The organism is Kitasatospora sp. NPDC004723 (genome assembly GCF_040609255.1).
Lineage (GTDB): Bacteria > Actinomycetota > Actinomycetes > Streptomycetales > Streptomycetaceae > Kitasatospora.
Genome location: NZ_JBEXJT010000040.1, coordinates 18,178 through 44,019, shown reverse-complemented (window position 1 = coordinate 44,019; position 25,842 = coordinate 18,178). Strand labels below are relative to the sequence as shown.

At 74.5% G+C, this 25,842-nt stretch carries 18 protein-coding genes; 8 read left to right on the top strand and 10 right to left on the bottom strand.

Going from position 1 to position 25,842, the window contains the following annotated elements:
• Nucleotides 1-26: 26 nt before the first annotated feature.
• Both ABZW10_RS29450 and ABZW10_RS29445 read left to right on the top strand, forming a co-directional pair.
• The gene (locus tag ABZW10_RS29450; protein WP_355371699.1) at nt 27-581 is read left to right on the top strand and encodes a helix-turn-helix domain-containing protein; all 555 of its coding nucleotides are present in this window, start codon (nt 27-29) and stop codon (nt 579-581) included.
• Between the two features lie 53 nt (nt 582-634).
• On the top strand, nt 635-2,212 hold the full coding sequence (locus ABZW10_RS29445) for an MFS transporter (protein ID WP_355371696.1): 1,578 nt from the start codon (nt 635-637) through the stop codon (nt 2,210-2,212).
• A 122-nt stretch (nt 2,213-2,334) separates the two neighbouring features.
• On the opposite strand, the gene ABZW10_RS29440 is transcribed toward ABZW10_RS29445, so the two are convergent.
• The 8 genes from ABZW10_RS29440 to ABZW10_RS29405 all read right to left on the bottom strand — a co-directional run bounded on the left by ABZW10_RS29440 (nt 2,335) and on the right by ABZW10_RS29405 (nt 15,038).
• A complete protein-coding gene (locus ABZW10_RS29440) occupies nt 2,335-4,800 on the bottom strand; it encodes a SpoIIE family protein phosphatase (protein WP_355371693.1) in 2,466 nt (821 codons plus the stop codon).
• Nucleotides 4,801-4,945: 145 nt separating this feature from the next.
• Nucleotides 4,946-5,569, bottom strand: coding sequence for a TetR/AcrR family transcriptional regulator (locus tag ABZW10_RS29435; RefSeq protein ID WP_355371690.1), 624 nt, complete (start codon nt 5,567-5,569; stop codon nt 4,946-4,948).
• Nucleotides 5,570-5,699: 130 nt separating this feature from the next.
• The gene (locus ABZW10_RS29430) at nt 5,700-7,292 is read right to left on the bottom strand and encodes a 4-coumarate--CoA ligase family protein (RefSeq protein WP_355371687.1); all 1,593 of its coding nucleotides are present in this window, start codon (nt 7,290-7,292) and stop codon (nt 5,700-5,702) included.
• A 352-nt stretch (nt 7,293-7,644) separates the two neighbouring features.
• The gene (locus ABZW10_RS29425; RefSeq protein WP_355371685.1) at nt 7,645-8,817 is read right to left on the bottom strand and encodes an acyl-CoA dehydrogenase family protein; all 1,173 of its coding nucleotides are present in this window, start codon (nt 8,815-8,817) and stop codon (nt 7,645-7,647) included.
• Between the two features lie 13 nt (nt 8,818-8,830).
• Nucleotides 8,831-10,798, bottom strand: coding sequence for a biotin carboxylase N-terminal domain-containing protein (locus ABZW10_RS29420; RefSeq protein WP_355371682.1), 1,968 nt, complete (start codon nt 10,796-10,798; stop codon nt 8,831-8,833).
• Between the two features lie 11 nt (nt 10,799-10,809).
• A complete protein-coding gene (locus tag ABZW10_RS29415; protein ID WP_355371679.1) occupies nt 10,810-12,408 on the bottom strand; it encodes a carboxyl transferase domain-containing protein in 1,599 nt (532 codons plus the stop codon).
• Nucleotides 12,405-14,144 (bottom strand): acyclic terpene utilization AtuA family protein, encoded by a 1,740-nt coding sequence (locus ABZW10_RS29410; protein ID WP_355371676.1) that lies wholly within the window; start codon nt 14,142-14,144, stop codon nt 12,405-12,407. Before ABZW10_RS29410 ends, ABZW10_RS29415 begins: the two co-directional genes overlap by 4 nt.
• A 126-nt stretch (nt 14,145-14,270) precedes the next feature.
• Nucleotides 14,271-15,038: a hypothetical protein gene (locus tag ABZW10_RS29405; protein WP_355371673.1), complete on the bottom strand. Its 768-nt coding sequence runs from the start codon at nt 15,036-15,038 to the stop codon at nt 14,271-14,273.
• A 274-nt stretch (nt 15,039-15,312) separates the two neighbouring features.
• Here ABZW10_RS29405 and ABZW10_RS29400 point away from each other — a divergent pair, with 274 nt between their 5' ends.
• Genes ABZW10_RS29400 through ABZW10_RS29385 form a run of 4 tightly spaced genes read left to right on the top strand, consistent with a single transcriptional unit; the run spans nt 15,313 to nt 19,826 of the window.
• Nucleotides 15,313-16,557 (top strand): hypothetical protein, encoded by a 1,245-nt coding sequence (locus tag ABZW10_RS29400; protein WP_355371671.1) that lies wholly within the window; start codon nt 15,313-15,315, stop codon nt 16,555-16,557.
• 39 nt (nt 16,558-16,596) lie between these two features.
• Nucleotides 16,597-17,634 carry a hypothetical protein gene (locus ABZW10_RS29395; protein WP_355371669.1) on the top strand — a complete coding sequence of 346 codons (1,038 nt, stop codon included), beginning with the start codon at nt 16,597-16,599 and terminating at the stop codon, nt 17,632-17,634.
• Nucleotides 17,631-18,794: a hypothetical protein gene (locus ABZW10_RS29390; protein WP_355371666.1), complete on the top strand. Its 1,164-nt coding sequence runs from the start codon at nt 17,631-17,633 to the stop codon at nt 18,792-18,794. The genes ABZW10_RS29395 and ABZW10_RS29390 overlap by 4 nt, the downstream gene beginning before the upstream one ends.
• A gap of 48 nt (nt 18,795-18,842) precedes the next feature.
• Nucleotides 18,843-19,826 (top strand): hypothetical protein, encoded by a 984-nt coding sequence (locus tag ABZW10_RS29385; RefSeq protein WP_355371663.1) that lies wholly within the window; start codon nt 18,843-18,845, stop codon nt 19,824-19,826.
• 32 nt (nt 19,827-19,858) lie between these two features.
• Here the strand turns inward: ABZW10_RS29385 and ABZW10_RS29380 are convergent, their stop codons facing one another.
• Together ABZW10_RS29380 and ABZW10_RS29375 are read right to left on the bottom strand one after the other, a co-directional pair.
• On the bottom strand, nt 19,859-21,616 hold the full coding sequence (locus ABZW10_RS29380) for an ABC transporter ATP-binding protein (protein ID WP_355371660.1): 1,758 nt from the start codon (nt 21,614-21,616) through the stop codon (nt 19,859-19,861).
• Nucleotides 21,613-23,364: an ABC transporter ATP-binding protein gene (locus ABZW10_RS29375; protein ID WP_355371657.1), complete on the bottom strand. Its 1,752-nt coding sequence runs from the start codon at nt 23,362-23,364 to the stop codon at nt 21,613-21,615. Before ABZW10_RS29375 ends, ABZW10_RS29380 begins: the two co-directional genes overlap by 4 nt.
• Nucleotides 23,365-23,550: 186 nt before the next feature.
• Here ABZW10_RS29375 and ABZW10_RS29370 point away from each other — a divergent pair, with 186 nt between their 5' ends.
• Together ABZW10_RS29370 and ABZW10_RS29365 are read left to right on the top strand one after the other, a co-directional pair.
• Nucleotides 23,551-24,924, top strand: a complete 1,374-nt coding sequence (locus ABZW10_RS29370) for an FAD-dependent oxidoreductase (protein WP_355371654.1) — start codon at nt 23,551-23,553, stop codon at nt 24,922-24,924.
• A gap of 138 nt (nt 24,925-25,062) precedes the next feature.
• Nucleotides 25,063-25,827, top strand: a complete 765-nt coding sequence (locus tag ABZW10_RS29365) for an SOS response-associated peptidase (RefSeq protein WP_355371652.1) — start codon at nt 25,063-25,065, stop codon at nt 25,825-25,827.
• Nucleotides 25,828-25,842 lie beyond the last annotated feature (15 nt).

The window sequence follows — 25,842 nt, the reverse complement described above, 5'->3', positions numbered from 1 at the left end:
CGTCTCATGTGACGTACACTCGTTCCATGGCCACCGACCGTGACTCCGTGCTCGAAGCCGCCGTCGGCGTGCTCTCCCGCCGCCCGACCGCCCACCTCGACGAGATCGCCCGCGCCGCGGGCATCAGCCGCGCCACCCTGCACCGGCTCTTCCCGGGGCGGGAGGCGCTGATCCGCGAGGTCGGCATGCTCGCGCTGCAGCGCCTCGCCGCGGCGTTCGACACCGCCGCCGTCGAGGAGGGCGACGCGCACGACGCGCTGCGCCGGCTCACCGAGGCGGTCGTCCCGGACGCCATGCTCTGCGCCTACCTGACCGGCGAGAGCCAGCTCTACGACGACGAGGCGGTCAACGAGCTCTGGGAGGCCCAGATGGCCCGGCTGCACGCGCTCTTCCTGCGCGGACAGCAGCAGGGGGTGTTCCGCATCGAGCTCTCCGCGGCCTGGCTCAGCGAGGCGTTCTTCGACCTGCTCGCCGGGATCGGCTGGGCCGTCCAGGACGGCCGGCTGGCCCCGCGCGACGCCACCTCCTCGCTGGCCGAGCTCTTCCTCGGCGGCGCCCTGCGCACCCCGCGACCGCACTGATCCCCCACCCCCCGTCCACCGCACCTCGGCCCGGAAACCGGATACCGATACCCATGAGCAGCACCGTCCACCTCCGGCCCCGCCAGCGCTGGACCGGCCTCGCCGTCCTCGTCCTGGCCGTCACCCTGGTCGCCGTCGACGCGACCGTCCTGTCCCTGGCCATCCCCTCGATCAGCGAGACCCTGCGCCCCAGCGGCACCCAGCTGCTCTGGATCGGCGACGCCTACTCCTTCGTCCTGGCCGGCCTGCTGGTCTCGATGGGCTCGCTCAGCGACCGGATCGGCCGCAAGCGGCTGCTGCTGGCCGGTGCCACCGCGTTCGGCGCCGCCTCGCTGCTCGCCGCGTACGCGCCCAGCGCCGGCTGGCTGATCCTGGCCCGGGTGCTGCTCGGCGTGGCCGGGGCGACCATCATGCCGTCCACCCTCTCGCTGATCCGCACGCTCTTCCCGGACGACCGCGAGCGGGCCACCGCGATCGGCATCTGGGGCGCCGCCGCCTCCGCCGGTGCCGCGCTCGGTCCGGTGGTCGGCGGCGTGCTGCTGGAGCACTTCTGGTGGGGCTCGGTGTTCCTACTGAACATCCCGGTGCTGGCGCTGCTGCTGGTCTTCGGCGCCTGGCTGCTGCCGGAGTCCAAGGACCCGAAGCCGGGCCGCTGGGACGTGCTGAGCGTGCTGCTGTCGCTGGCCGGGGTGATCGGCGTGGTCTACGCGATCAAGGAGGCCGCGGCGCACGGTGTCGCCCGCTGGGACGTGCCGGTCGCGGGCCTGCTGGGCGCGCTGGCGCTGATCGTCTTCGTCCGCCGCCAGCTGCGGCTGGAGACCCCGCTGCTCGACGTCCGGCTCTTCCGCAACCGGCGCTTCACGGCCGCCGTGCTGGCCTCGCTGATCGCGCTGGTCGGGCTCTCCGGCGTGGTCTTCGTGACCTCCCAGTACCTCCAGCTGGTCCGCGGCTACCCGCCGCTGAAGGCGGGGCTGGCCGAGCTGCCCGCCTTCGCCGGCGCGATGGCCGGCGGTCTGCTGACCGCCTGGCTGGTGCGCCGCACCGGGGCCCGGGCGGCGCTCACCCTCGGTCTGCTGGTGATGGGTGCCGGGATCGGCATACTCGGCTGGGTCCAGCAGGACACCACCTACCTGGTGATGGCCGTCTCCTTCCTGCTGGTCGGCACGGCCGAGGGCGTGGTCTACACGCTCGGCGCGGACCTGGTGCTCGGCGCCGCCCCCGCCGACAAGGCGGGCGCCGCCTCGGCGGTCTCCGAGACCGCCTACGAGCTGGGCACCGCGCTCGGCATCGCCCTGGTCGGCTCGCTGGTCGGCACGCTGTACGTGGACCGGCTGGTCGTCCCGGCCGGGACCGACCCGGCGGCGGCCGCACAGGCCGGGGCATCGCTGGGCGGCGCGGTGGAGGCCGCGCACGGGCTGCCGGACACCCTGGCCGGGCCGCTGCTGGCGAGCGCCAAGGAGTCTTTCGTGCACGGCCTGAACACGGCCGGGATCGTGGCGGGCGTGATGCTGCTGGGCGCGGCGGTCCTCGCCTGGCGGCTGCTGCGGGGGCTGAGCGGCGGATCGGCGGCGGAGCCGTCGCAGGAGACGGCGACGGTGCGGGAGCAGACGCCGGAGAAGGCGAGCGCCTGATCCAGAACGGTTCCCCGTACCCCCACCGGGGGTGCGGGGAACCGTCATGTCCGGCGAAGTCCCGGGCAGCCCGGACGAGCGGCTCGGACGGGCTGCTCGGACAGGCTGCTCGGACAGGCTGCTCAGACGGTGCCGAAGGGCAGTTCCAGCTCCGCCCAGACCACCTTGCCGTCCCGGGTCAGCCGGCTGCCCCAGCGCTGGGCGAGCTCGTTGACCAGGAACATGCCCCGGCCGCCCTCGTCCTGCTCGGCGAAGGGGCGCAGCTGGGGCGTCTGGCCGCCGGTGTCGGCGACCTCCACGGTGAGCACCCGGTCACGGAAGAGCCGCAGCCGGCGCGGGGCGTCGGCGTGCAGCAGGGCGTTCGTGACCAGCTCGCTGACCAGCAGCTCGGCGTAGTCGCAGAGCGCGCTCAGGCCCCAGGCGTCGAGCGTGGCGCGGGTGAAGCGGCGGGCCTGGCCCGGCAGCCGGCCGCCGCCGGTGAGCGGGAGGGTGGCGACCCGGTCGGCGGGCAGCGGCAGTACCCGGGCCATGATCATCGCGATGTCGTCGTCGCTGCCGCCGCTGACCAGCGCGCCGAGCACGGCGTCGCAGTTCTCCTCCAGGGTCCGGCCGGAGCCGGACAGGGTGCGGGCGAGCAGGTCGATGCCGTCGTCGAGGTCCTGCCCGCGCCGTTCGACCAGGCCGTCGGTGTAGAGGGTGACCATGCCGCCCTCGGGGAGCGCGAACTCGATCGACTCGAAGGCCACCCCGCCGACGCCGAGCGGCACGCCGGGCGGCATCTCGACCCGGCGGGGCGTGCCGTCCGGGGCGACCCAGACGGGCGGCAGGTGGCCGGCCGAGGCGACCTGGAGGGTGCGCTCCAGCGGGTCGTAGACGGCGCAGATACAGGTCGCGAACTGGCCCTCGCCGATGCCTGAGGCGGTCTCGTCCAGCCGGGTGAGCACCTGCTCGGGCGGCATGTCGAGGGTGGCCAGGGTGCGGGCGACGGTGCGCAGCTGGCCCATGGTGGCGGCGGCCCGGATGCCGTGGCCCATGACGTCGCCGACGACCAGCGCGACCCTGCCGCAGGAGAGCGGGACGACGTCGAACCAGTCGCCGCCGACCTCGCTGGTGACGCTGGAGGGCAGGTAGCGGTAGGCGATCTCCAGGCCGAGGGTGCGGTGGATCTCCTGGGGCAGCAGGCTGCGCTGGAGGGTGAGCGCGGTCTCCCGCTCGCGGCGGTAGAGGCGGGCGTTGTCGATGGCGAGGGCGGTGCGGGCGACGAGTTCCTCGGCGAGGGCGACGTCGGCGGAGGTGAACGGCTCGGGGTTGCGCATGCGGATGAACTCGGCGCCGCCGAGCACCATGCCCCGGGCGGTGACCGGCAGCATCAGGTAGGAGTGGATGCCGGCGGCGAGGCCGGGGGCGACCCGGTCCGGGCTGGCGACCAGTCCGCGCAGCACCTCGGCGTCGACGTGGGCGCGCAGCAGCGGGCGGCCGCTGCGCAGGCACTGGTTGTAGCTGCGTTCCGGGGCGTACTCGGAGACCTCGCCGACGACGTCGACGGCGTGCACGAGCCCGCTCTCGTAGGCCTCGCCGACGGCGAGGGCGCGCAGCTGGACGGGGCGGTCCTCCGGGATGGGGGTGGGTTCGGCGCCGCGCAGCACCGTCTCCAGCAGGTCGACGGTGGCGAAGTCGGCAAACCGGGGGACGACGGCCTCGATGAGCTCCTCGGCGGTGCGCTGGAGGTCGAGGGTGGTACCGATCCGGGCGGTGGCCTCGGCGATGGTGGCGAGGCGTTCCTGGGCGCGGGCGGCGCGGGCCTCGGCCTGGAAGCGCTCGGTGACGTCGATGATCGAGGAGCAGACGCCGAAGACCCGGCCGGCGGAGTCCTCCAGCCGGAAGTAGGAGGCGGACCAGGCGCGGTCGCGGCGCGGGTCGCCGGGGACGCGGCCGTGCGAGCGGGCGTCGACCACGGGCCGGCCGGTGGCCAGCACCTGCTTCATGAGCTGTTCTATCTCGGTGCTGTTGATGCCGGGCAGGATGCTGCTGATCCGCCGTCCGAGGTGGTCGGCGACGGGCAGGCCGTTCATCCGGGCCAGGGACTCGTTGAGCCGGACGTAGCGCAGCTCGGTGTCGTAGACGGCCATGCCGATCGGGGACTGCCCGAAGATGCCGTCGAGGACGGCGAGGTCGGCCTCGACCCGGTGCAGGGCGGCGGTGTCGGAGGCGGTGGCGAGCACCAGCAGGGTGCCGCCGGGGCCGGCGATCGGGTAGGTGCGGAACTCCAGCTCGACGGTGTGGCCGTCGCGGTGGCGCAGTGGGTAGATGCCGGACCAGCCCTTGCCGCCGAGGATGCGCGCGAAGAGTTCGAGGACCTCGGGGCGGCTGTCGTCCTCGGTGAGCAGCCGGGCGGCGTGGCTGCCGACCGCCTCGTCGGCGGTCCAGCCGAGCAGGGCCTCGGCGTCCTCACTCCAGTGCAGGATGAGGCCGTCGTCCTGGAGCAGGGCGGTGGCGAGCGGAAGGAGGCGATGGCCGTCCAGGCGTGCGGGCGTGGCGCCGGCTCCGGGGCCGGTGGCGTTGGTGGCGTCCCACTCGTCTCTCCGCATGATCAGGCTGTACCCCGGTTCGGCTCGTGCCCGGCCGGACGGGCCTCGTGGGTCCGTGCGGCCGGGGTTCTTCTCCAGACTGCACGGACATCGGCCGCCCGGCGACCCCTTGGTGAGGGGCGCGGGTCGTCCAGGTGTACGGGCGTCATGGGCCTACCGGCCGCAGCGTACTCTCCAGAAGGCCCGCCCACTGCCGGATCACTCCGGATCGCCGGGCGCTGTCGTCGGTGAGCAGATTGGCGAGGCCGAGGCCGCGGGCCATGTCGAGGGTGGCCTGCACGGTTTCGCGCACGCCGGGGTGCGTCTCGTCGGCGCCGAGGAACTCGACGGCGGCGCGGTGGGCCTCGCGGCCGACGTGGCCCTCCAGGCCGACGATCCGCTCGCGCAGCGGTTCCTCGGTGGCGGCGGCGACCCACAGGTGGAGGGCGGCGCGGAACAGCGGGCCGGTGTAGAGGCGGACGATCATGTCGACGACCGCCTCGGTGCGGGCCGGCCCGGCGGCGGGCAGTGCGTCGGCGTGGGCCCGGACGGCGGCCAGCCGTTCGGCGGTGACGTGTTCGACGGCCGCGGTGAAGAGGTCCTCGCGGGTCGGGAAGTGGTGCTGGGCCGCGCCCCGGGAGACGCCGGCGCGTTCGGCGACGACGGCGACGGTGGAGCCGTTCCAGCCGAGCTCGGCGAGGCAGTCGACCGCCGCGGCGAGCAGCCGGGCGCGGGTGGCGCGGCTGCGGTCCTGCCGGGGGGTGCGGGCGGCGCCCGGGTGGGTGGTCATCGGCGGCGGCGGTTCCTGTCCGTGCGGCGGTGTCGGCCGGTCGATCCTCGCAGACGGTGGCCCCGCGGACGCTGGTGAGCGGCGGTGCGGCCGGTGGGACGGCCGCACCGGGAGTCGCCGGGCGGCCGGTTCAGCGGGCGGCGGCCGCCTCGCGCTCGCGCAGCTCGCGGCGCAGGATCTTGCCGGCCGCGGACTTCGGGACGGCGTCCAGAAACTCCACGGCCCGCACCTTCTTGTACGGCGCGACCTGGCCGGCCACGAAGGCGGTGACCTCCTGTTCGGTGAGGGCGCTGCCGGGGGCGCGGACCACGAAGGCCTTGGGGCTCTCGGTGCCCTCGGCGTCGCGCACCCCGATCACGGCGGCGTCGGCGATCTGCGGGTGGCTGAGCAGCAGCGCCTCCAGTTCGGCGGGGGCGACCTGGTAGCCCTTGTACTTGATCAGCTCCTTGACCCGGTCGACGATGTAGAGGTAGCCGCGCTCGTCGACGAAGCCGATGTCGCCGGTGTGCAGCCAGCCGTCGTCGTCGACGGTGGCGGCGGTGTCGGAGGGGCGGCCGAAGTAGCCCTTCATCACCTGCGGGCCGCGGATCAGCAGCTCGCCGCGTTCGCCGGTGCCGAGGTCGGCGCCGGTGCCGTCGAGGGCGGTGACCCGCAGTTCGGTGGAGGGCACCATCCGGCCGACCGAGCCCGGGGAGGGGTCCGGGTCGGTCGGGTCCATCACGTGGCAGACCGGGGAGAGCTCGGTCATGCCGTAGCCCTGGAGGATGTGCGACAGGCCGAGCCGGCGGGCACAGGCCTCGGCGAGTTCGCCGTCCAGCGGGGCGGCGGCGCACAGCAGGTACTCCACGGAGGAGAGGTCGAACTGCTCGACGACCGGGTGCTTGGCCAGGGCGAGCACGATCGGCGGGGCGGCGAGCACGGACTGCACGCGGTGGTCCTGCACGGTGCGGCAGAACTGCTCCAGGTCGAAGCGGGGCAGGACGACGACGGTGGCGCCGCAGCGCAGCGGCTGGTGGAGCAGGGCGGCGAGACCGTAGATGTGGAAGAAGGGCAGGACCGCGAGGACGCGCTCGCCGGGCTTGGGGCGGAAGACGGCGTCGGTCTGGGCGAGGTTGGTGGCGATCGAGCGGTGGGTGAGCATCACGCCCTTGGGCAGACCGGTGGTGCCGCTGGAGTAGGGCAGGACGGCGATGGACTCGGCCGGGTCGAGGGCGAGTTCGGGCTCGGGGCCGGTGGCGGCGAGCAGGTCGGCGAGGGAGAGGTGGCCCTCGGCGCCGTCCAGGACGACGATCCCGGCGAGCGGGCGGCCCTCGGCGGCGATCCGCTCGGCGGCGGCGCGGGCGGTGGGCAGGAACGGCGAGACGGTGATCAGCCAGCGGGCGCCGCTGTCGGCGAGCTGGACGGCGAGTTCGCCGTGGGTGGTGAGCGAGGAGACCGGGGTGACGGTGGCACCGGCCCGGGTGGCTCCGAAGAACGCCATCGGGTAGCGGATGCTGTTGGGGCTGAACAGGGCCACCACGTCGCCCTGGCGGACGCCCGCCTCGGCGAGTCCGGCGGCCACCCGCCGGACGGCGTGGGCGAGTTGTGCGTAGCTGACGGTCTCGCCGGTGATCCCGTCGATGAGGGCGGGCCGGTCGCCGTGCCGCTCGGCCTCGCCGAGGACGGCGTCGTGCAGGGCGAGGTCGACGATGCCGACGTCCGGGAACTCGCTGTGGAACACCAAGGCGTGCCTCCTGTGCGGTTGTTGGCGCGGGGCGGGACGGCCGGCTGGAGGTCGTTGCGACCGGCCGTGCGGCGTGCGGACAGGAGCATACGGACAGTGGGCGCCCGGTGCGCCCCAGTGACGGACGTTTGGCGGAGCGCGCGGGGCGCGGGGGTGGCGCGGTATGGCGAATTCCGAGGTGGGGGCGGGTCGAGGGGGTTCCCGCGCGGGGGGTTCGGTCAGATGTCAGAACGATGATGCGACGATCCGTTCGAGACTCCGCGCCGTCGGCGGAGGTCGGTGGACGCAGGCGGGACCTCGGCGGGACACAGGCGGGACCTCGGCGGGACCTCGGCGGGACTTCAGCCGGACCTCAGTAGGACTTCGGCAGGCCGAGGGTGTGCTGGGCGACGTAGTTGAGGACCATCTCGCGGCTGACCGGGGCGACCCGCCCGACCCGGGTGGCGGTGAGCAGCGCGGCGAGCCCGTACTCCTGGGTGAGGCCGTTGCCGCCGAGCGTCTGCACGGCCTGGTCGACGGTGCGGGCGGCGGCCTCACCGGCCGCGTACTTGGCCATGTTGGCGGCCTCCCCGGCGGCGGCGTCCTCGCCCGCGTCGTAGAGCAGGGCGGCCTTCTGGGTCATCAGCCGGGCCAGTTCGATCTCCACCGCGCACTGGGCGAGCGGGTGCGCGAGGCCCTGGTGGGCGCCGATCGGGGTGGACCAGACGGTGCGGGTGCGGGCGTACTCGACGGCCTTGCCGAGCGCCTGGCGGGCGAGGCCCAGGGAGAACGCGGCGGTCATGATCCGCTCGGGGTTGAGGCCGGCGAACAGCTGGAGCAGTCCGGCGTCCTCGTCGCCGACCAGTGCGTCGGCGGGCAGCCGGACGTCGTCCAGGAAGACCTGGAACTGCCGTTCGGGGGCGACGAGTTCCATCGGAATGGGGCGGTACTCGAAGCCGGGCGCGTCGCGCGGGACGACAAACAGCGCGGGCTTCAGCCGCCCGGTGCGGGCGTCCTCGGTGCGGGCGACGAACAGCACGGCGTCGCAGTGGTCGATGCCGGAGACGAACACCTTGCGGCCGGTCAGCAGCCAGTCCGCGCCGTCGCGCCGGGCGACGGTGGAGATCCGGTGGGAGTTGGAGCCGGCGTCCGGTTCGGTGATGCCGAAGGCCATCCGGCGGCTGCCGTCGGCGAGGCCGGGCAACCAGTGGCGCTTCTGCTCCTCGGTGCCGTAGCGGGCGATCACGGTGCCGCAGATCGCCGGGGAGACGATCAGCAGCAGCAACGGGCAGCCGGCGGTGCCGAGTTCCTCCAGGACGATCGCGAGGTCGCCGATCCCGCCGCCGCCCCCGCCGTACTCGGCGGGGAGGTTGACGCCGAGGTAGCCGGACTTGCCGGCCTCGGACCAGAGTTCCTCGGCGGGTTCGTGGGCCCGGGCCCGGGCGAGGTGGTACGCGGAACCGTAGCGGGCGCCGAGGGCCGCGACGGCGCGACGCAGGGCGCGGCGTTCGGGGGTTTCGAGGAGCTGGCTGCCGATGGCGGACATGCGCGGTCCTTCCTCAGACCTCTTCGGGGGACGGTGCGAGCGGCTGCAGGGGCGACGGTGCCGGGGGCTTCACGACGGCGAGCAGGGTGCCGGTCTCGACCTGCCGGCCCGGGGCGGCGCGCAGTTCGACCAGGATCCCGTCGGCGGGGGCGGTGATCCGGTGCTCCATCTTCATCGCCTCCAGCACGAGCAGCGGTTGGCCGGCGGTGACGGCGTCGCCGACGGCGGCGGTGGTGCGCACCACGGTGCCGGGCATCGGGGCGAGCAGCGCACCGGGGTCGGTGCGCACCGGGGCGTCCGCGAAGCGCGGCAGGGCGGTGAGCGCGGTGGCGCCGGCGGGGGTGTCGATGTGCACCCGGTCCCCGTAGCGGGCGACCCGGTAGGCGCGCCGCACCCCGCCCTCGCGCAGCACGACCAGGCCGGGCGCGGCGTCGAGCAGTTCGACGTCCGGGTGGCCCTCGGCCCACAGCCCGGCGCGGGTGAGCCGGTAGCGGACCTCCCGCTCGGCGCCGTCCTCGGTCCGGTAGCGCTTGAGCTGCGGCTGGGAGGGCAGGTTGCGCCAGCCGGAGGGCAGCGCGGTGCGGCGGGCGGCGGCGTCGGCGAGCGCGGCGGCCAGGGCGGCGAGCCGCTCGCCGTGCGGGTCGGGCGGGGCGGTCAGGGCGTCGGCGTGCTCGGTCAGGAAGCCGGTGTGCAGCCGTCCGGCCAGGAACGCCGGGTGGCGCAGCGCACGGACCAGCGACGCCCGGTTGGTCGCGGGCCCGTGGATCCGGGCGCGGGCGAGCGCGTCCGCCAGCCGCCGGGCGGCGGCTGGCCGGGTCGGTGCCCAGGCGATCACCTTGGCGAGCATCGCGTCGTAGTGCGGGGTGATCGCGCAGCCGTCCCCGACGCCGGAGTCCAGCCGGACCCCTCGGCCGGTGAACTCCTCGTGCGGGACGGTGAGTTCGAGGCGGTGCAGGGTACCGGTGGCGGGCCGCCAGTCGTGCGCCGGGTCCTCGGCGTAGAGCCGGGCCTCGATCGCGTGGCCGGTGATCGGCGGGGCGGTCGGACCCGGCAGGGAGCCGCCCTCGGCCACCGCGAGTTGCAGGGCGACCAGGTCGAGGCCGGTGACCGCCTCGGTGACCGGGTGCTCGACCTGCAGCCGGGTGTTCATCTCCAGGAACCAGCCGCGGCCGTCCGGTCCGAGCAGGAACTCGGCCGTCCCGGCGCCGGTGTAGCCGATCGCCTTGGCGGCGGTCACCGCGGCCTCGTGCAGGGCGGCGCGCACCGCCGGGTCGAGCCCGGGTGCGGGGGCCTCCTCGACGACCTTCTGGTGGCGCCGCTGGAGCGAGCAGTCCCGGTCCCCGACCGCCCAGACCGTGCCGTGCGCGTCCGCCAGCAGCTGCACCTCGACGTGCCGGCCGGCGGGCAGGTAGCGCTCGCAGAACACCTCGTCCGGGCCGAAGGCCATGGCGGCCTCGGCGCGGGCGGCGGCGAGTTCGGTCGGCAGGTCGGCGAGGGCGCGCACCACACGCATGCCGCGCCCGCCGCCGCCGGCCGCCGCCTTGACCAGCAGCGGCAGGTCGGCCTCGGTGGGCGCGTCCAGCGCGTCGAGCACGGGCACGCCGGCGGCGGCCATCAGGCGTTTGGCGGCGGTCTTGGAGCCCATCGCCTCGATCGCCGCCGGCTCCGGGCCGACCCAGACCAGCCCGGCCGCCCGCACGGCCCGCGCGAAACCGGCGTCCTCGGAGAGGAAGCCGTAACCCGGGTGCACGGCGTCGGCGCCGGCGGTGAGCGCGGCCTCGACGATCAGCGCTCCCCGCAGGTAGGTGTCGGCGGGCGCCGCGCCGGGCAGCCGGACGGCGGCGTCGGCCTCCCGGACGTGCGGCGCTCCCGCGTCCGGGTCCGCGTACACGGCGGTGGTGGCGATGCCGAGGTCGCGGCAGGTGCGGAAGATCCGGCGGGCGATCTCGCCCCGGTTGGCGACCAGCAGGTTGGTGATCATGTGGTTCTCCCCTACATCCGGAAGACGCCGTAGCCGGTGGCGCCCTCGACCGGCGCGTTGTGGATCGCGGAGAGGCAGAGCCCGAGCACGGTGCGGGTGTCGCGCGGGTCGATCACCCCGTCGTCGTAGAGCCGCCCGGAGAGGAAGGCGGGCAGCGACTCGGCCTCGATCCGCTGCTCCACCACGGCCCGTACGGCGGCGTCCGCCTCCTCGTCGTACGGGCGCCCCTTGGCCGCCGCGGACTGCCGGGCGACGATCGACAGCACCCCGGCGAGCTGCTGCGCGCCCATCACGGCCGACTTGGCGCTCGGCCAGGCGAACAGGAACCGCGGCTCGAAGGCCCGCCCGCACATGCCGTAGTGGCCCGCGCCGTAGGAGGCGCCCATCAGCACGGACAGGTGCGGGACGGTGGAGTTGGCGACGGCGTTGATCATCATCGCGCCGTGCTTGATGATGCCGCCCTGCTCGTAGTCCCGGCCGACCATGTAGCCGGTGGTGTTGTGCAGGAACAGCAGCGGCGTCGAGCGCTGGTTGGCGAGCTGGATGAACTGGGCGGCCTTCTGCGACTCCTGGCTGAACAGCACGCCCTGCGCGTTGGCCAGGACGCCGACCGGGTAGCCGTGCAGCCGGGCCCAGCCGGTGGCGAGACTGGTGCCGTAGCGCGGCTTGAACTCGTCGAAGTCGGAGCCGTCGACGATCCGGGCGATCACCTCGCGCGGGTCGAAGGGCACCTTGAGGTCGCCGGGGACGATGCCGAGCAGTTCCTCCTCGGGGTACTTCGGCGGCTCGGCGGCGGGGTCGGGGCCCGGTCCCGGCTTGCGGTGGTCGAGCCGGGCGACGATCCGGCGGGCCAGCCGCAGCGCGTCCGGCTCGTCGAGCGCGAAGTGGTCGGCCAGGCCGGAGACCCTGGCGTGCATGTCGGCGCCGCCGAGCGACTCGTCGTCGGACTCCTCGCCGGTGGCCATCCGTACCAGCGGCGGCCCGCCGAGGAACACCTTGGCCCGCTCGGCGACCATCACGGTGTGGTCCGACATGCCGGGCACGTAGGCGCCACCGGCCGTCGAGTTGCCGAACACCACGGCGACGGTGGGGATCCCGGCGGCGGACAGCCGGGTGAGGTCGCGGAAGAGCGCGCCGCCGGGGATGAAGATCTCCTTCTGGCTGGGCAGGTCGGCACCGCCGGACTCGACCAGGTTGACCAGCGGGAGGCGGTTGGCCAGGGCGATCCCGTTGGCGCGCAGTGCCTTGCGCAGGGTCCACGGGTTGGACGCCCCGCCGCGCACGGTCGGGTCGTTGGCGGTGATCACGCACTCGACGCCCTCGACGGTGCCGATGCCGGTGACCAGCGCGGCGCCGACCGGGTGGTCGCTGCCCCAGGCGGCGAGCGGGGAGAGCTCCAGGAACGGCGAGTCCTCGTCGATCAGCAGCTCGATCCGCTCGCGGGCGAGCAGTTTGCCCCGCCCTCGGTGGCGTTCGACGTAGCCGGGGCCGCCGCCGGCCAGCGCCTTGGCGTGCTCGGCGTCCAGGTCGGCGAGCCGGGCGAGCATCGCCTCCCGGTGGGCGGTGTACTCGGCGCCGCCGGGGTCCAGGCAGGTGGGCAGGACGGTCACAGCAGGGCCTCCGGGATGTCGAGGTGGCGCGAGCGCAGCCACTCCCCCAGCGCCTTGGCCTGCGGGTCGAAGCGGTGCTGGGCGGCGACACCCTCGCCGAGCAGGCCGGTGATCGTGAAGCTGAGCGCGCGCAGGTTCGGCAGCTGGTGCCGGGTGATCGGCAACCCGGCCGTCTCCGGGAGGAGTTCGCGCAGCCGGTCGGTGGTGAGGGTGCGGGCGAGCCAGCGCCGGCCGGGTTCGTCGCGGGCCCAGACGCCGAGGGTGGCGTCGCCGCCCTTGTCGCCGCTGCGGGCGCCGGCCACCAGGCCGAGCGGGGCGCGGCGGGTGGGGCCGAGGTCCCCGGCTCCGCCCGCCCGCTCCTCCACGGGTGCCGGCTCCGCCGCGGTGACGGGCGTGGTGACCGGCGCGGGCGGGATGCCCACGCGCCGCCCGTCCGGCAGCACGGCGGTGTGCTCGACGGCCGCCGGGTCGACGTACGCCGCCTCGAACACCCCGTACGGCGCGCCCGGTCCGGGTGGCGCGGCGAGGTGGAAGCCCGGGTACCCGGCCAGCCCCAACTCCACGGCCGTCCGGCCGAGTTCCCGGCCCACCCGGTCGGGGTCGCGGTCCCGGGCGGTGAGCCGCAGCAGCGCGGAGGCGGCCTCCTCGGTGGCGGCGTCGGCGTGGTCGGTACGGGCGAGGGTCCAGCGCAGCTCGGCGGGCCGACGCACCAGCGCGTCCTCGAACTGCCGTCGGACGAGTGCCGCCTTCGCCTCGATGTCGAGCCCGGTGAGCACGAACACCACCTCGTTGCGGTGGCCGCCGAGCCGGTTCAGTCCGGCCTTGAGGGTGGCCGGCGGCGGCTCGCCGCGCACCCCGTCGATCCGCACCCGGTCCGGCCCCTGCCCGGTGAGCCGGACGGTGTCCAGGCGGGCCGTGACGTCCGGCCCGGGGTAGCGCGGACCGGCGGTCTCGTAGAGGAGTTGGGCGGTGACGGTGCCGACGGTCACGGCGCCGCCGGTCCCCGGATGCTTGGTGATGACGCTGGAGCCGTCCGGGTGCAGCTCGGCCAGCGGGAAGCCCGGCCGGGTGACGTCGTGCTCGCGGAAGAACGCGTAGTTCCCGCCGGTGGCCTGCGCCCCGCACTCCAGCACGTGCCCGGCCACCGTGGCGCCCGCGAGCGCGTCCAAGTCCCCCGCGCCCCAGCCGAACCACGCGATCCCCGGCCCCACGACCAGCGAAGCGTCGGTGACCCGCCCGGTCACCACCACGTCCGCCCCGGCCCGCAGGCACTCCGCGACACCGAACGCCCCCAGATAGGCGTTGGCGGCCAACAGCCCCTCGGGAAGCCCCAGTTCCGCCCGGCGCGGCAGCAGGTCGTCGCCCTCGACGTGCCCGACCGCCGCGTCCAGCCCGAGGCCCTTCGCCAACTCCCGCACGGCGTCGGCCAGTCGCGCCGGATTGAGCCCGCCGGCGTTGACCACGATCCGCACCCCGCGCTCCAGCGCCAGCCCAAGGCACTCCTCCAGCTGCCGCAGGAACGTCCTGGCGTACCCGAGCGAGGGATCCCTCAGCCGGTCCCGCGCCAGGATGAGCATGGTCAGCTCGGCCAGGTAGTCCCCGGTGAGCACGTCCAGCGGCCCGCCGGTGAGCATCTCGCGCATCGCCGAGAACCGGTCGCCGTAGAACCCCGACGCGTTCCCGACCCGCAGCACCGGCCCCCCGCCCACCGCCCGCACCCGCGACCCCACGTGCACGCCTACCCCCACAGGTGGCCCAACGTTCGCCGTCGGTGAGCAGGTTGACACCCTGTGGCAGAAAAAGCAATCACGCATGCTTGTTTTATGGCCCATCGGCCGGCCCGGGAGGGCCGCTGCGCCGTGTCACCGCATCTGCCGCAACCCTTCGGCCTCCTGCCTGAGCGCGGTGACGCTGAACTCCGGTAGGCCGGCGGCCTCCAGGACGGCCGCGATCTGATCGATGGTGTCCGGGATTCCCGTGGCGCGGACCTGCCGCTCGGCCGCGCTCGTCGCTATCGCGTACTGGTCCGCGCGCCCGACGACGAAGTTGGCGATGGCCTGGGCCGTGGTCGTGATGCCCACGAGCGGGGCCGCGTAGCTCCCGCCACTGGGCACGGTGGTCCCGACGAAGCGCAGGATCGTCCGCAACTCGATCCAGTAGGCATAGGGCTCGCCCTGGTTCTGCGGAGCCACCAGCGACAGCAGCGCGTGGCCCATCTCGTGCAGCGGGACCATGGCGGAACGAAAGTTGACCTCGGCGTCCTGGAGGTTGTCCAGCCAGTCCGGCGGGCACCTCACCAGGATGGCCGGCAGGTGGTACTGCAGCGGTTCCGCGGCGTAGAGCAGGTACTCCGGCATCGGGTACTCCGGAGGAGGGCCGAAGGTCTCGTTGTAGTCGTTCATGCAGGTCTGGATGGTTCGCGCCTGAAGTCGGCCGCGGGGCGTGGCCGGTACGTAGATGGCGTAGTTCGCCTGGCCCAGGTTGACCGAGGAATCCGGACCGAAGCAGAGGAGCCTGACGTTCCCCATGTCCGCCGGCGCGGCGTACAACACGCCGGCGAGCTGGGCGTTCTGGGCGTACCAGGCCCGGAGTCGCGCGTACCGGTCGGTGATCATCTGTGGAAGAGGCATCGCCCACCTCACCTCGCGACGGCTGCGCCCCTCCCCCGCCGAGGAGGCCGGCGGGGCCCTCCATCCATCTACCCACCGGTGGCGGGCGTCCGCATCTCGGCGCGGGAGCGATCGATGTGAGCGTCAACTCCTGGCTCTGCGTAGCCAGTCGAGGCCCCTCCGGATGCGGCGCCGGCCGAATGGGCGCACGCTGGAACGTGACATGGGGGCAGTTGCACTCACCTGCGGCTGTGGAATCCGCGGCCGCACCCGTGCGAACGGAAGGGACGGGGACGTGAGAAGGCAGGCCGAGAGGGTCTACAGCATCATCGAGGTGGCGCGACAGGGCGGGAGGTGGGGGTACTCGGACATCAACTTCTCCGCGCGGCGTCCGGACGGTCCGCCGGAGCCCGGTGCCGGGCCGGGGTGGCGGCAGGTCAGTCCGGTGCCCGTCGCGGGGAGCGGCCTGGCGGCCGCGGGTGCGGCCGACGACCGGCGACGCGTCTACTACCAGGAGCAGGACCGCAGTCTGGTCGGCACGGCGTACGAGCCGTCGTCGCCGGACGGCCGCTGGACCGGGTACCGCGTCCTCACCCGGGAGACCGGCGCCCCGGTCGCCGGCGCGGGCGCCGCGGTGGCGGTGACCGGCCGGATCGGGGCGCTGCGGGTCTACTACCTCGACAGCGGCCCGGGTGAGGAGGGCCGCCACCCGGTCCGGCTGGCGGAACGGGGAGAGGAGTGGACCTACAGCGCGTGCGCCGGGGCCCCGCACGGTTCACCGATCAGCCCGCTGGCCGCGGTCACCACCGAACGGGGAGAGTTCGCCTACTACCTGGACGCTCCGGGACGGCTGATCGAGGCGTCCTGGCTCGGGGAGGCGGGCTGGTCGGTCCGCGACCTGACCTCCGGCGTCGACGGGTGCCCGGCGGCCTCTCCGCTCAGCCGGCTCACCGCCGTCGGGTGCGGGACCGACTCCCGCCTCGTGTACTTCCTCGACGAGGACAACCGCCCCGTCCAGTTGGCGCACACGGTCGTCCCGGCCACGAAGAAGCGCCCCGAGGGCGACGCGGAGTGGCGGGTGCTCCGGCTGTCCGCGTACGGGGCCCCGGCGGCGGCCGCGGGCAGTCCGCCGGCGGTCGTGCTCTCCCCCGAGGGCCACCCGCGGCTCTACTACCTGGACGCCGACCGGACGGTGGTCGAGGTGGGGTTCAACGGCCGCGGCTGGGAGGTCCATCGCGCCGGCACGGAGGCCGACGACGGCGCGGGGGCTCCCGCCGCGGCCGGGGGAAGCTCCCTGGCCGCCGTGCCGGACGGCGACGGCTCGGCGGTCCAGGTGTTCTACCTGGGTGCCGCCGGCCCGGACGAAGGCCCGGACGGATGCGACCACCACCTGATCGAGCTGCGGGGGGCCGGGCGCGGGTGGCGCTCCCGCGACCTGGGCGCCGAACTGGACCTCCCCACCGTCGCCACCGGTGTGCCCAGCCCGTTCGCCGCCATCCGCACCAGTGGCCCGCGGGTCTACTACACCAGCGAGGAGTAGGCGTCGGCCCGCCCGCCCCGCACGCGAAGGAGCCACCCCATGCGCATGAACAAAACCTACCAGGGCGCCCTGAGCGGAACGCTGGTGTCGGTGGACGGGGGCAGCCGGACCAGCATGACGGTCACCAACGGCACCCCGGTGCACCTGCTGGTGTACTGGGTCGGCCTCGACGGCCTCCTGTACGGCCGCAATCCGCGGACCCGGAAGCTCACCCCCGGCCACCCGGGCCAGGTCCTGGACCCCGGAGCGAGCGCGACCTGGACGAACCTCGCCCCCTCGTACTACTTCGTGGCCAAGGCGGGGTACTCGGGCGCCTTCGCCGCGGTCTGGCGGGCCGACCAGGACGACGCCGCGGTGACCCTCACGGGCCGCGACCTGCTGGATCCGGACGACCTCGGGGAGACCCCGGCACCCACCAGGGCCGTGATCGTCCCGCCGAACGGACCCAGGATCCTGGTGGGCGCGGGCACGCTGCCGAACGGCAACCCCGTCACCCGTGAGCAGTTCTGGCAGCGCCTGCCGGAGTCGTACAGTCTCGCGGCGGGTGAGGAGAAGACCGTCAACTACACCCAGACGCAGGGGATGCAGTCGAACTCCTCGGACACCAGAACGGTCACGGCATCGGTGAGCGCGAGCGCCAGTGCCGGCTGGGGGCCGTTCAGCGCCTCGGTCAGCGCCTCGCTGAGCAAGTCCTCGACCAGGACCCAGCAGGTCACCGTGTCCACCCAGACGACGAGCTTCACGTCGAACCAGTACAGCAACGACACCGCCCACGGGCGGATGTGCCTGTTCTGGCAGCTCACGGACGTCCTCACGGTGTTCGATGCGACGGGAACGCCGCTGTCGTCGGTCGTCTCCGCCAAGGGCCCGACAGTCGTCCGGGGGCCGGTCGACGTCGACGCGCTGGACGCCGGGAAGCCGGGCGCGTCCGCGCAGCGCGTCGACGCACCGGACGTGCCCGAGCTCGTCTCCGTACGGCCGGCGGCCGGAGCGCCCCGCCCGACCCTCGCGCAGCGTGCAGGCACGGGCCGCGCTCCGGGCGCGGCGGCGTACACCGGAAGCCGGAGGCCGTCATGACGACAACGGATGCCCGCACCCTGGGTGTGACCCCGGGCGGAGGCTACACGGCGGTCATCGAGGTGGCCCGGGACCCGGACGGCTCGTTCCGGTGGACCAACCTCAACATCGCCGCCGGGAAGGAGGTCGCCCCCGGCATCCTCAGACCCGCCCCCTTCCCCTCCCTGACCGGCGGCTTCGCGGCGACCGGCTGGGGAACGGACAGCCGGCGGGTCTACTACGCGAACACCGACGGTGCCCTCGGCGAGTTCGCGACCGACGGGAGCGGTTGGACCTACCGCAACTTCACCAGTGCCGAGGGAACGCCCGCGGCCGCCTGGAACAGCCCGCCGGCGACCGGTGGGATGCGGTCCGGGGCGATGATGGTCTACTACGCGGACGAGACCGGTCAGCTCGTCATCCTGAAGTTCACCGGTAGTTGGACCTGGGGCGCCAATCCCGCGCTCCCCCGGGTCCCGGAGTGGAGCCCGCTGACCGCGCTGCACAACGGGCGGGGCCGTTTCGTCTACTACTTCGACGCCAACGACCACCTCACCGAGGTGGAGGAGTACGGGGTGGCCGGAAGGTTCACCGATCTCACGACATACCTCGGCCTGCCCGCCGCGTCCCCGGTCAGCGGACTGTCCGCCGTGGGCTGGGGCAACGACAGCCGGCGCGTCTACTACGCGGACCGCGAGGACAACGTCGTCGAACTGGTGGGCTTCGGGGACGAGCGCGGCTGGAGGTGGCAGAGCCTCACCCCGCTGAGCATCAGGCAGGCCAAGGAGGGCAGCCCGCTGGCGGCCGCGGCGAGTTCCCAGGGCCTGGCGGGCGTCGCACTGTGGAACCGGGCGTCCGAACCGTTCTGGGCGGGCCGGGTCGGCGGGTGGCGGAGCCAGGAGATCCGCACGACCGGGGACGGAACCCGTCCGGTGGTGGCCGCCAACAGCTTCGTGGCGTCCGCGGTGGCCGGCGACGGCCGCCCCTGGGTGTCCTACGTGGCCGAGGACAACCACCTCGCCCTGTGGCGGGGGCCGCAGGAGGACCGGCTGTGGTGGGACCTGACCGCCGACCTCGGCCTTCCGGCAGCCGCCAAGGTGGCCACGCAGGGTCCGCTGGCGCTGCTCCACTCCGAGCGCGGTCCGCGGGTCTACTACCTCACCGACGAGCCCGAATTCTGACCGACCCCGCTCCGCGCGCGGACGCGCGGCAGGCGATCGGAGCCCACCATGCGCATGACCGAGACCTACCAGGCGGCCCTCGACGGGACCCTCGCCTCACCCCCGAGGAAGTCCCGGGCCGAGGTCCTCGTCATCAACGACCTCTCGATCCCGCTCGACCTCTTCTACCTCGACCAGTCCGGCAACCTGTGCGGGCCCGCCAACGGGCTGTGGACCGCAGGCATGCCCGGGCTCGTGCTGGAGCCCGACGGCGGCAGCGTGGTGATCAGCGGGGACTGCTGGGCCGACGGCTACTGGCTGGCCAAGTCCCACTACTCCGGTGCCTTCGCCGCCGTCCTGCAGAACCCGCCGGGCAAGAGCACCATGACCTTCTCCGGATCCGACCTGCTGGACCCCAACAACATCGGGCCGGTCCCCGAGCCCACCGCCGACGTGCTCATCCCGCAGGACGGCCCCAGCGTCCTGGTGGCCACCGGTCTGGTCCAGCACGGCGCCACGACCCGCACGCCGGTGACCCTGCCGGGGGACGACCAGGTCGGGCTCGGGAGGGCCGTCACCCGCGAGCAGTTCTGGCACTGCACGGGCGAGTCGTACAGCCTGGCTCCCGGGGAGCGCCGGACCGTCAGCTACACCGTCACCCAGGGCAAGCAGGACAGCAGTTCGGAGTCCGACACCACCAACGCCTCCGTCGGCGTGAGCGCGAGCGCCGGCTGGGGACCGTTCAGCGCCTCCGTCTCCGCCTCCCTGAGCGAGTCCTCCACCACCACCCAGCAACTCACCGTCTCCACCCAGTCGACCTCCTTCGTCTCCAGCACCTACCTGAACCTCGGGCAGTACCCCGAGCTCAACCTCTTCTGGCAGCTGACCGACGTCGCCACCGTCTACGACGGGACCGGACAGCCCCTGGCCTCCGTGATCTCCGGCGAGGCGCCGTCCGTCGTCTCCGGCCCCTGGGAGGTCCAGGAGGTCGAGAAGACGAAGGAGAAGAAGCTGCAGCCGAAGGCCGGCCACGACCGGCCCGCCAGGAAGTGAGCGGACCACGGGTGTGCGCGGCCGTCCCCCGGTCAGGCGCCGTGCCAGGACCTCCAGAGCGCCGCGTAGCCGCCGTCGGCCGCCAGAAGCTCGGCATGGCTGCCCAGTTCGACCACCCGGCCGCCTTCCATGACCGCGACCCGGTCGGCGTCGTGGGCGGTGTGCAGGCGGTGGGCGATGGCGATCACGGTCCGGCCCTTGAGCACGGCCGCGAGTGAGCGCTCGGTGTGCCGGGCCGTGGCCGGGTCGAGCAGGGAGGTCGCCTCGTCCAGGATCACCGTGTGCGGATCGGCCAGGACCACGCGGGCGAGGGCGAGTTGCTGCGCCTGCTGGGCGTCCGGGCGGTACCCGGCGGCGCCGAGTTCGGTGTCCAGCCCGTCCGGCAGCCCGTCCACCCAGTCGATGTCGACGGCGGCCAGCACCGCGCGCAGCTCCTGGTCGGTGGCGTCGGGCGCGGCGATCCGCAGGTTGTCCCCGACGGTGCCGAGGAAGACGTGGTGCTCCTGGGAGACCAGCACGACGTGGCGGCGCAGCAGCGCCGGGTCCAGCTCGGCGACCGGCACCCCGCCCACCGTGACCCGGCCGGCGCGCGGCGCGTCCGCTCCGGCCAGCAGCCGGCCCAGGGTGGACTTCCCGGCGCCGGAGGGGCCGACCACCGCCAGCCGCTCGCCCGGGCGGACCGTCAGGTCGACGCCGTGCAGGACGTCCCGCTCCCCCTGGTAGGCGTAGCGGACGCCGACCACGTCGATCCGGTCGTCGGCGGGCCGCCCGCCACCGGTCGCGGCCGGTGCGCCGATCCCGCCGACACCCTCGACCCGGGCGAAGGAGGCGTGGCCGCGCTGGATCTGGTCGATCCAGAGCATGACCTTGTCCAGCGGCTCGGCGAGCTTCCAGAAGTAGAGCGCGCAGGAGACGACCGCGCCGATGCTCACCGCCCCGGTGCCGCGCAGGGCGCTGCCGGCCAGCAGGATGCCGGCGACGGGGGCGACGTACGAGAAGTCGACCACCGGGAAGAGCACGCTGCGCAGGCGGAGCGTGTGGGTGCGGGTGACCCGGCAGCGCTCGATCGCCTCGGCGGCGGCGGCGATCCGGCGCTCCTCCAGGCCCAGCGCCTCGACCGTCCGGGCCCCGGCGGCAGTGGAACCGAGCACCTCGGCGACCTCCGAGGTGGCGGCGCCCTCGGCGAGGTAGCCGGCGTGGGCGCGGCGCAGGTACCAGCGGGTGGCGAACCAGATCCCGGACAGGCAGAACACCCCGCAGACGCCCAGCAGCGGGCTGACCGCGAGCATGGCGGCCAGGATGAGGACGACCTGGACGAGCGCGACGGACACCTCGGGTCCGGCGTCGCGCAGGGTGGTGCCGACGGTGGCGACGTCGGCGGTGCCGCGTGTCATCAGGTCACCGGCGCCCGCGCGCTCGCCCACCGGGGCGGGCAGGCCGAGCACCCGCTCGACGAAGTCCTCGCGGACCCGGGCCAGGGTCCGTTCGCCGAAGCGGTACGCGGTGTACCGGGCGAAGCGGCCCAGCAGCAGCTGCGCCAGCGCGAAGCCGAGGATGCCCAGGGCGAGCCGGTCGACGTGGCCGGCCCCGGCCCCGCCCCGGACGTCGTCGATGATCCGGCCGAGCAGCCAGGGGCCGCCCAGCCCGGCCGCCGCCGCGAGCCCGTTGAGGAGCAGCATCGCACCGACCGCGCGACCGTCCTGGCGCACCAGGCGCACGGCGGCCCGGCGGACCTCGGCGGCCCCGGCGACCGGGAGGCCCCCGCCGCCCGGCTGGGTCGGAGCGGTCATCGGACGGCCTCCTCGGAGAGCGTGGCTCCGGTGCCGGAGGGTTCCGGCGCGTCCCCACCGCGGGCCACCAGCGCGCGGTAGCCGGGCTGCGAGGCGAGCAGCGCCCGGTGCGGACCGGCGGCCACCAGGCGGCCGTCGGCGAGGTAGCAGACGGTGTCGGCCTGCTCCAGCAGGACGGGGGAGGTCGAGGTGAGCGCGGTGGTTTGCCCGGCCCGCGCCCGGCGCAGCCCGGCCGCCATGGCCGCCTCGGTGTGGGCGTCCACCGCCGAGGTGGGCTCGACCAGCAGCAGCACCTCCGGGTCGGCCAGCAGGGCGCGCGCCAGGCGCAGCCGCTGGCGCTGCCCGCCGGACAGATTGCCGCCCCCGGCTTCGACGGCCGTGTCGAGGCCCTCGGGCAGGGCCTGCACGACGTCCTGCGCGGCGGCGTCCCGCACGGCCCGGGCGATGGCCGCGTCGGTGTGCTCGGAGCGGCCTCCGACCACGGTGCGCAGCGGGCCGGCGAAGAGGTCGGCCTCGTTGTCCGCCACCACGATCCGGCGGCGGACCTCGGCCGTCGCGACCTCCGCGAGCGGAACGCCGCCCCAGGTGGCGGCGGACTCGCCGTACCGGCCGAGCCGGTCGACCACGGCCGCGGACTCGGCCGGGCGGGCGCCGACGATCGCGGTCAGCCGTCCCGGGGCCAGCTCCACGCCGGTGTCGGGGTCGTACAGGGCCGCGGGGCCCTCGGGGGCCGGGCGGAGGGTCGCGGCGTCCTGGACGGCGGGTGCCAGGTCGAGCAGGCGGACCACCCGCCCGGCGGCCACCAGTCCCCGGGTGAGGTCGTACCCGCTCTCGATGAAGCTGGCGACCGGCACCACCAGGACGGCGACGTAGCCGTAGACGGCGACCAGGGTGCCGACCGTGATGGTTCCCTCGGCGGCCATCCGGGCGGCCAGCCAGGTCACCAGGGCGAGGAAGAGGGCGGGCAGCCCGACCGCGAGTGCCTGGATCCAGCTGGTCACGGCGCCGACCCGGTAGCCCTCGGCGCGCAGCTCCCGCGAGCCGTCGCGGTAGCGGCCGGCCAGCAGTTCCTTGCCGCCGATGCCGTTGAGGACGCGCAGGCCGCCGACGATGTCCCCGATCCGGGCGGTCAGCACGCCCTGCTGCTCGCGGTACTGCGCCTCCGCGCCCTGGAGCCGCTCCAGCAGCGGCCCGACCACGACGGCGAGCAGCGGTACGCCGAGCAGGACGACGGCCGCGAGCAGGGCGGAGACGGGAAGCAGCAGCGCAGCCGCGACGAGGTACGCGACGACGGCGCCGACGCCCGGGCCGGTGATCGTCAGCGTCTGGCTGATCCGCGCGACGTCGCCCGTCCCGATGTTGACCACCTCGCCGACCGAGACCCTGCGCGGCAGTTCGGCCCCCAGCCGGGTGGCGTGCGCGACCACGACCTTGACCGTCCGGAAGGTGGCGTCCATCCGGACCCGCGTCATGGTGCGGTGGCGCATGATGCCCAGCCAGGCGTTGAGCGCCGCGACGCCGACCAGTGCGGCCACCCAGCCGGCCAGGACGCCGGTGTTCCCCGGTTGGAGCCCGTCGTCGATCGCGCGCGCCATGAGGTACGGCGGGAGCATCAGGCAGACCATCCAGCAGGTGCCCAGCGCCGCTCCGCCGGCGACCCGCCGGCGCTGACTGACCGCCAGCCACCACAGGTAGCGCGCCGCGCTCCGGTGGCCGGGAGCACCCGGATGCGCGTACGAGTCCATCATGTGGGACACCCTAGGCGCCGCCTCGGAGATCGATCAAGGTCACGGGTGATCGCGATCCAGGGGCCGTTCTGACAGATGCTCAGGTAAAAGGCCTGGTCAAAGGGTGGTCAACCCCCAGCCCCAGTAGGCGATCGGGTGATCCGATCACGCTAAGATCATTTCGCAACACGACGCGAAGGAGAGCTTGTGGCGCGGGTTGCGGTGATGGGCGCGGGCATCAGCGGGCTGGGGACGGCACTGATGCTCGGACGGCGGGGCCACACGGTCACGGTGTTCGAACAGGACACCCGCGAGGCCGGGGACGACCTGCACGAGGACTTCTACCACTGGGACCGGCCGCGGGTGCCGCAGGCCGTCCAGCCGCACTCGTTCCTCGCCCCCGTGCGCACCGTGCTGCGCGCCGAGGCCCCCGACGTCCACGCGGACCTGCTGGCGCGCGGGGCCCAGGAGTACCACGACTTCGACTGGTTCGACGAGCATCCGCCGCACCGCGACGGGGACGAGGAGCTGGTGACCCTGCGCACCCGCCGCATCGTGCTGGAAGCGGCCCTGGCGGCGGCCGTACGGCGGGAGGCCGGCGTCGAGGTGCGACGGGGCAGCCGGGTCCGCGGCCTCACCGTCGAAGCGGGCCGTCCGCCCCGGGTCACCGGCGTACGGGCGGACGCCGGACCGCACCCCGCAGACCTCGTCGTCGACGCGGCCGGCCGCCGCTCGCCCGTGCCCGGCTGGCTGGTCGCGGCCGGCTGCCGCCCGCCCGTGGTCGAGAGCCACCGCGCCGGGATCGCCTATCTGTGCCGCTGGTACCGGCTGCGCGCCGACGGCCCGCGCGACCCCGGCCGGGTGCCGCCCGGCTCGGCCGCGCCGTTCGCGCTCGCCGGCGTCTTCCCCTCCGACAACGGCACCTTCGCGGTGAACCTGGTGCTCTCCACCGGCGATCCGACCCGCGGCGCGCTCACCGACCCCGCCGTGTTCGAGGCCGCCGCCCGGCGCTTCCCCGCCACCGCCGCCTGGCTCGACCTGGCCCCCGAACCGCAGTCCCCCGTCCTGGCGATGGCCGGCCTGGACAACCGCTGGACCTCCCTCCTCGACGACGCCGGTCCCGTCGTCACCGGCCTGGTCAACGCGGGTGACAGCCTCATGCACACCAACCCCACCCTGGGCCACGGCGTGGCCCTCGGTCTGCGCGCCGCCCAGCACCTCGCCACCCACGCCGACCGGATCGCCGCCGACCCCACCGGCTACCACGCCTGGACCGCCGAAGCCCTGCGCCCTTGGTACGACGCGCAGGTGACGGCCGACCGGGCCAACGAGCAGCGCCTGGCCGACGACGCACCCCTCCCGGACCGCCGCGCCGCCGCACTGGCCGCCTGCGCCTTCGACGACCCCGTCGTCATGCGGGCCCGCGCCCAGGTCCGCCACCTCCTGCGACCGGCCGCCGACGCCTACGGCACGGACGAGGTCGACCGCCATGTCACCGCCTGGCTGGCCGCCCGCCCGGAGTTCGCCCCGACGCACGACGGCCCGACCCGCGACCAGTGGGACGCCCTGATCCCGGCCTGATCCCCGCCTGATCCCGGCCTGAGCACGGCCTGAGTACGGCCTGGGCGCGCCGACAGCGGGAGCCGCGGGAGCCGCGGGAGCCGCGGGAGCGGCAGGGACGCGTGACGGGCGGTGGGGCCAGGGGGCAGGATGGGGCGCATGTGCGGTCGCTTCGTCTCCACCACCACCCCGTCCGATCTGGCGGACCTGCTGCGCGCGTCCGTGTGGCCGGCGGCGGAGGCACTGGCACCGTCCTGGAACGTGGCGCCGACGGACCGGGTCCCCAGCGTGCTGGAACGGGTCGACCGGGAGACCGGGGAGATCACCCGGCAGGTGCGGTCGCTGCGGTGGGGGCTGGTGCCGTCCTGGTCCAAGGATCCCGGCTCCGGGGCGCGGATGATCAACGCGCGGGTGGAGACGGCCCACGAGAAGCCCGCGTTCCGCAAGGCGTTCAAGGAGCGGCGGTGCGTGGTGCCCGCCGACGGCTACTTCGAGTGGCGGCCGGTCCCGGCGGCCGAGGGGCGCAAGGCGTACAAGCAGCCGTACTACCTGCACCGGCCCGACGGCGGTCTGCTGCTGATGGCGGGGCTCTACGAGTTCTGGCGCGACCGCGCGGTGGAGCACGACGACGACCCGGCCGCGTGGCTGGTCACCTGCACCGTGCTGACCACCGAGGCGACCGACGCGGCCGGCCGGATCCACGACCGGATGCCGGTCACCCTCGCCCCCGACGCCCTGGACGAGTGGCTGAACCCGTCCGTCACCGACCCCGGCGAGGTGCGCGGCCTGCTGCACGCGCCGACCGGTGAGCTGCTGGTGCGCCCGGTGGCCACGACGGTCAACAGCGTGCGCAACGACGGCCCGCGGCTGCTGGACCCGGTCGAGGACCCGCTGCCGGAGGTCACCGGGGGCCACTACACCTGAGCGGCGGCCGCTCTA

What these genes read in the sequence shown, in the direction of transcription:
- ABZW10_RS29450 (WP_355371699.1), top strand. Translation starts at nt 27, where the DNA reads ATGGCCACCGACCGTGACTCCGTGCTCGAAGCCGCCGTCGGCGTGCTC.
- ABZW10_RS29445 (WP_355371696.1), top strand. Translation starts at nt 635, where the DNA reads ATGAGCAGCACCGTCCACCTCCGGCCCCGCCAGCGCTGGACCGGCCTC.
- ABZW10_RS29440 (WP_355371693.1), bottom strand. Translation starts at nt 4,800, where the DNA reads ATGCGGAGAGACGAGTGGGACGCCACCAACGCCACCGGCCCCGGAGCC.
- ABZW10_RS29435 (WP_355371690.1), bottom strand. Translation starts at nt 5,569, where the DNA reads ATGACCACCCACCCGGGCGCCGCCCGCACCCCCCGGCAGGACCGCAGC.
- ABZW10_RS29425 (WP_355371685.1), bottom strand. Translation starts at nt 8,817, where the DNA reads ATGTCCGCCATCGGCAGCCAGCTCCTCGAAACCCCCGAACGCCGCGCC.
- ABZW10_RS29420 (WP_355371682.1), bottom strand. Translation starts at nt 10,798, where the DNA reads ATGATCACCAACCTGCTGGTCGCCAACCGGGGCGAGATCGCCCGCCGG.
- ABZW10_RS29405 (WP_355371673.1), bottom strand. Translation starts at nt 15,038, where the DNA reads ATGCCTCTTCCACAGATGATCACCGACCGGTACGCGCGACTCCGGGCC.
- ABZW10_RS29395 (WP_355371669.1), top strand. Translation starts at nt 16,597, where the DNA reads ATGCGCATGAACAAAACCTACCAGGGCGCCCTGAGCGGAACGCTGGTG.
- ABZW10_RS29390 (WP_355371666.1), top strand. Translation starts at nt 17,631, where the DNA reads ATGACGACAACGGATGCCCGCACCCTGGGTGTGACCCCGGGCGGAGGC.
- ABZW10_RS29385 (WP_355371663.1), top strand. Translation starts at nt 18,843, where the DNA reads ATGCGCATGACCGAGACCTACCAGGCGGCCCTCGACGGGACCCTCGCC.
- ABZW10_RS29380 (WP_355371660.1), bottom strand. Translation starts at nt 21,616, where the DNA reads ATGACCGCTCCGACCCAGCCGGGCGGCGGGGGCCTCCCGGTCGCCGGG.
- ABZW10_RS29375 (WP_355371657.1), bottom strand. Translation starts at nt 23,364, where the DNA reads ATGATGGACTCGTACGCGCATCCGGGTGCTCCCGGCCACCGGAGCGCG.
- ABZW10_RS29365 (WP_355371652.1), top strand. Translation starts at nt 25,063, where the DNA reads ATGTGCGGTCGCTTCGTCTCCACCACCACCCCGTCCGATCTGGCGGAC.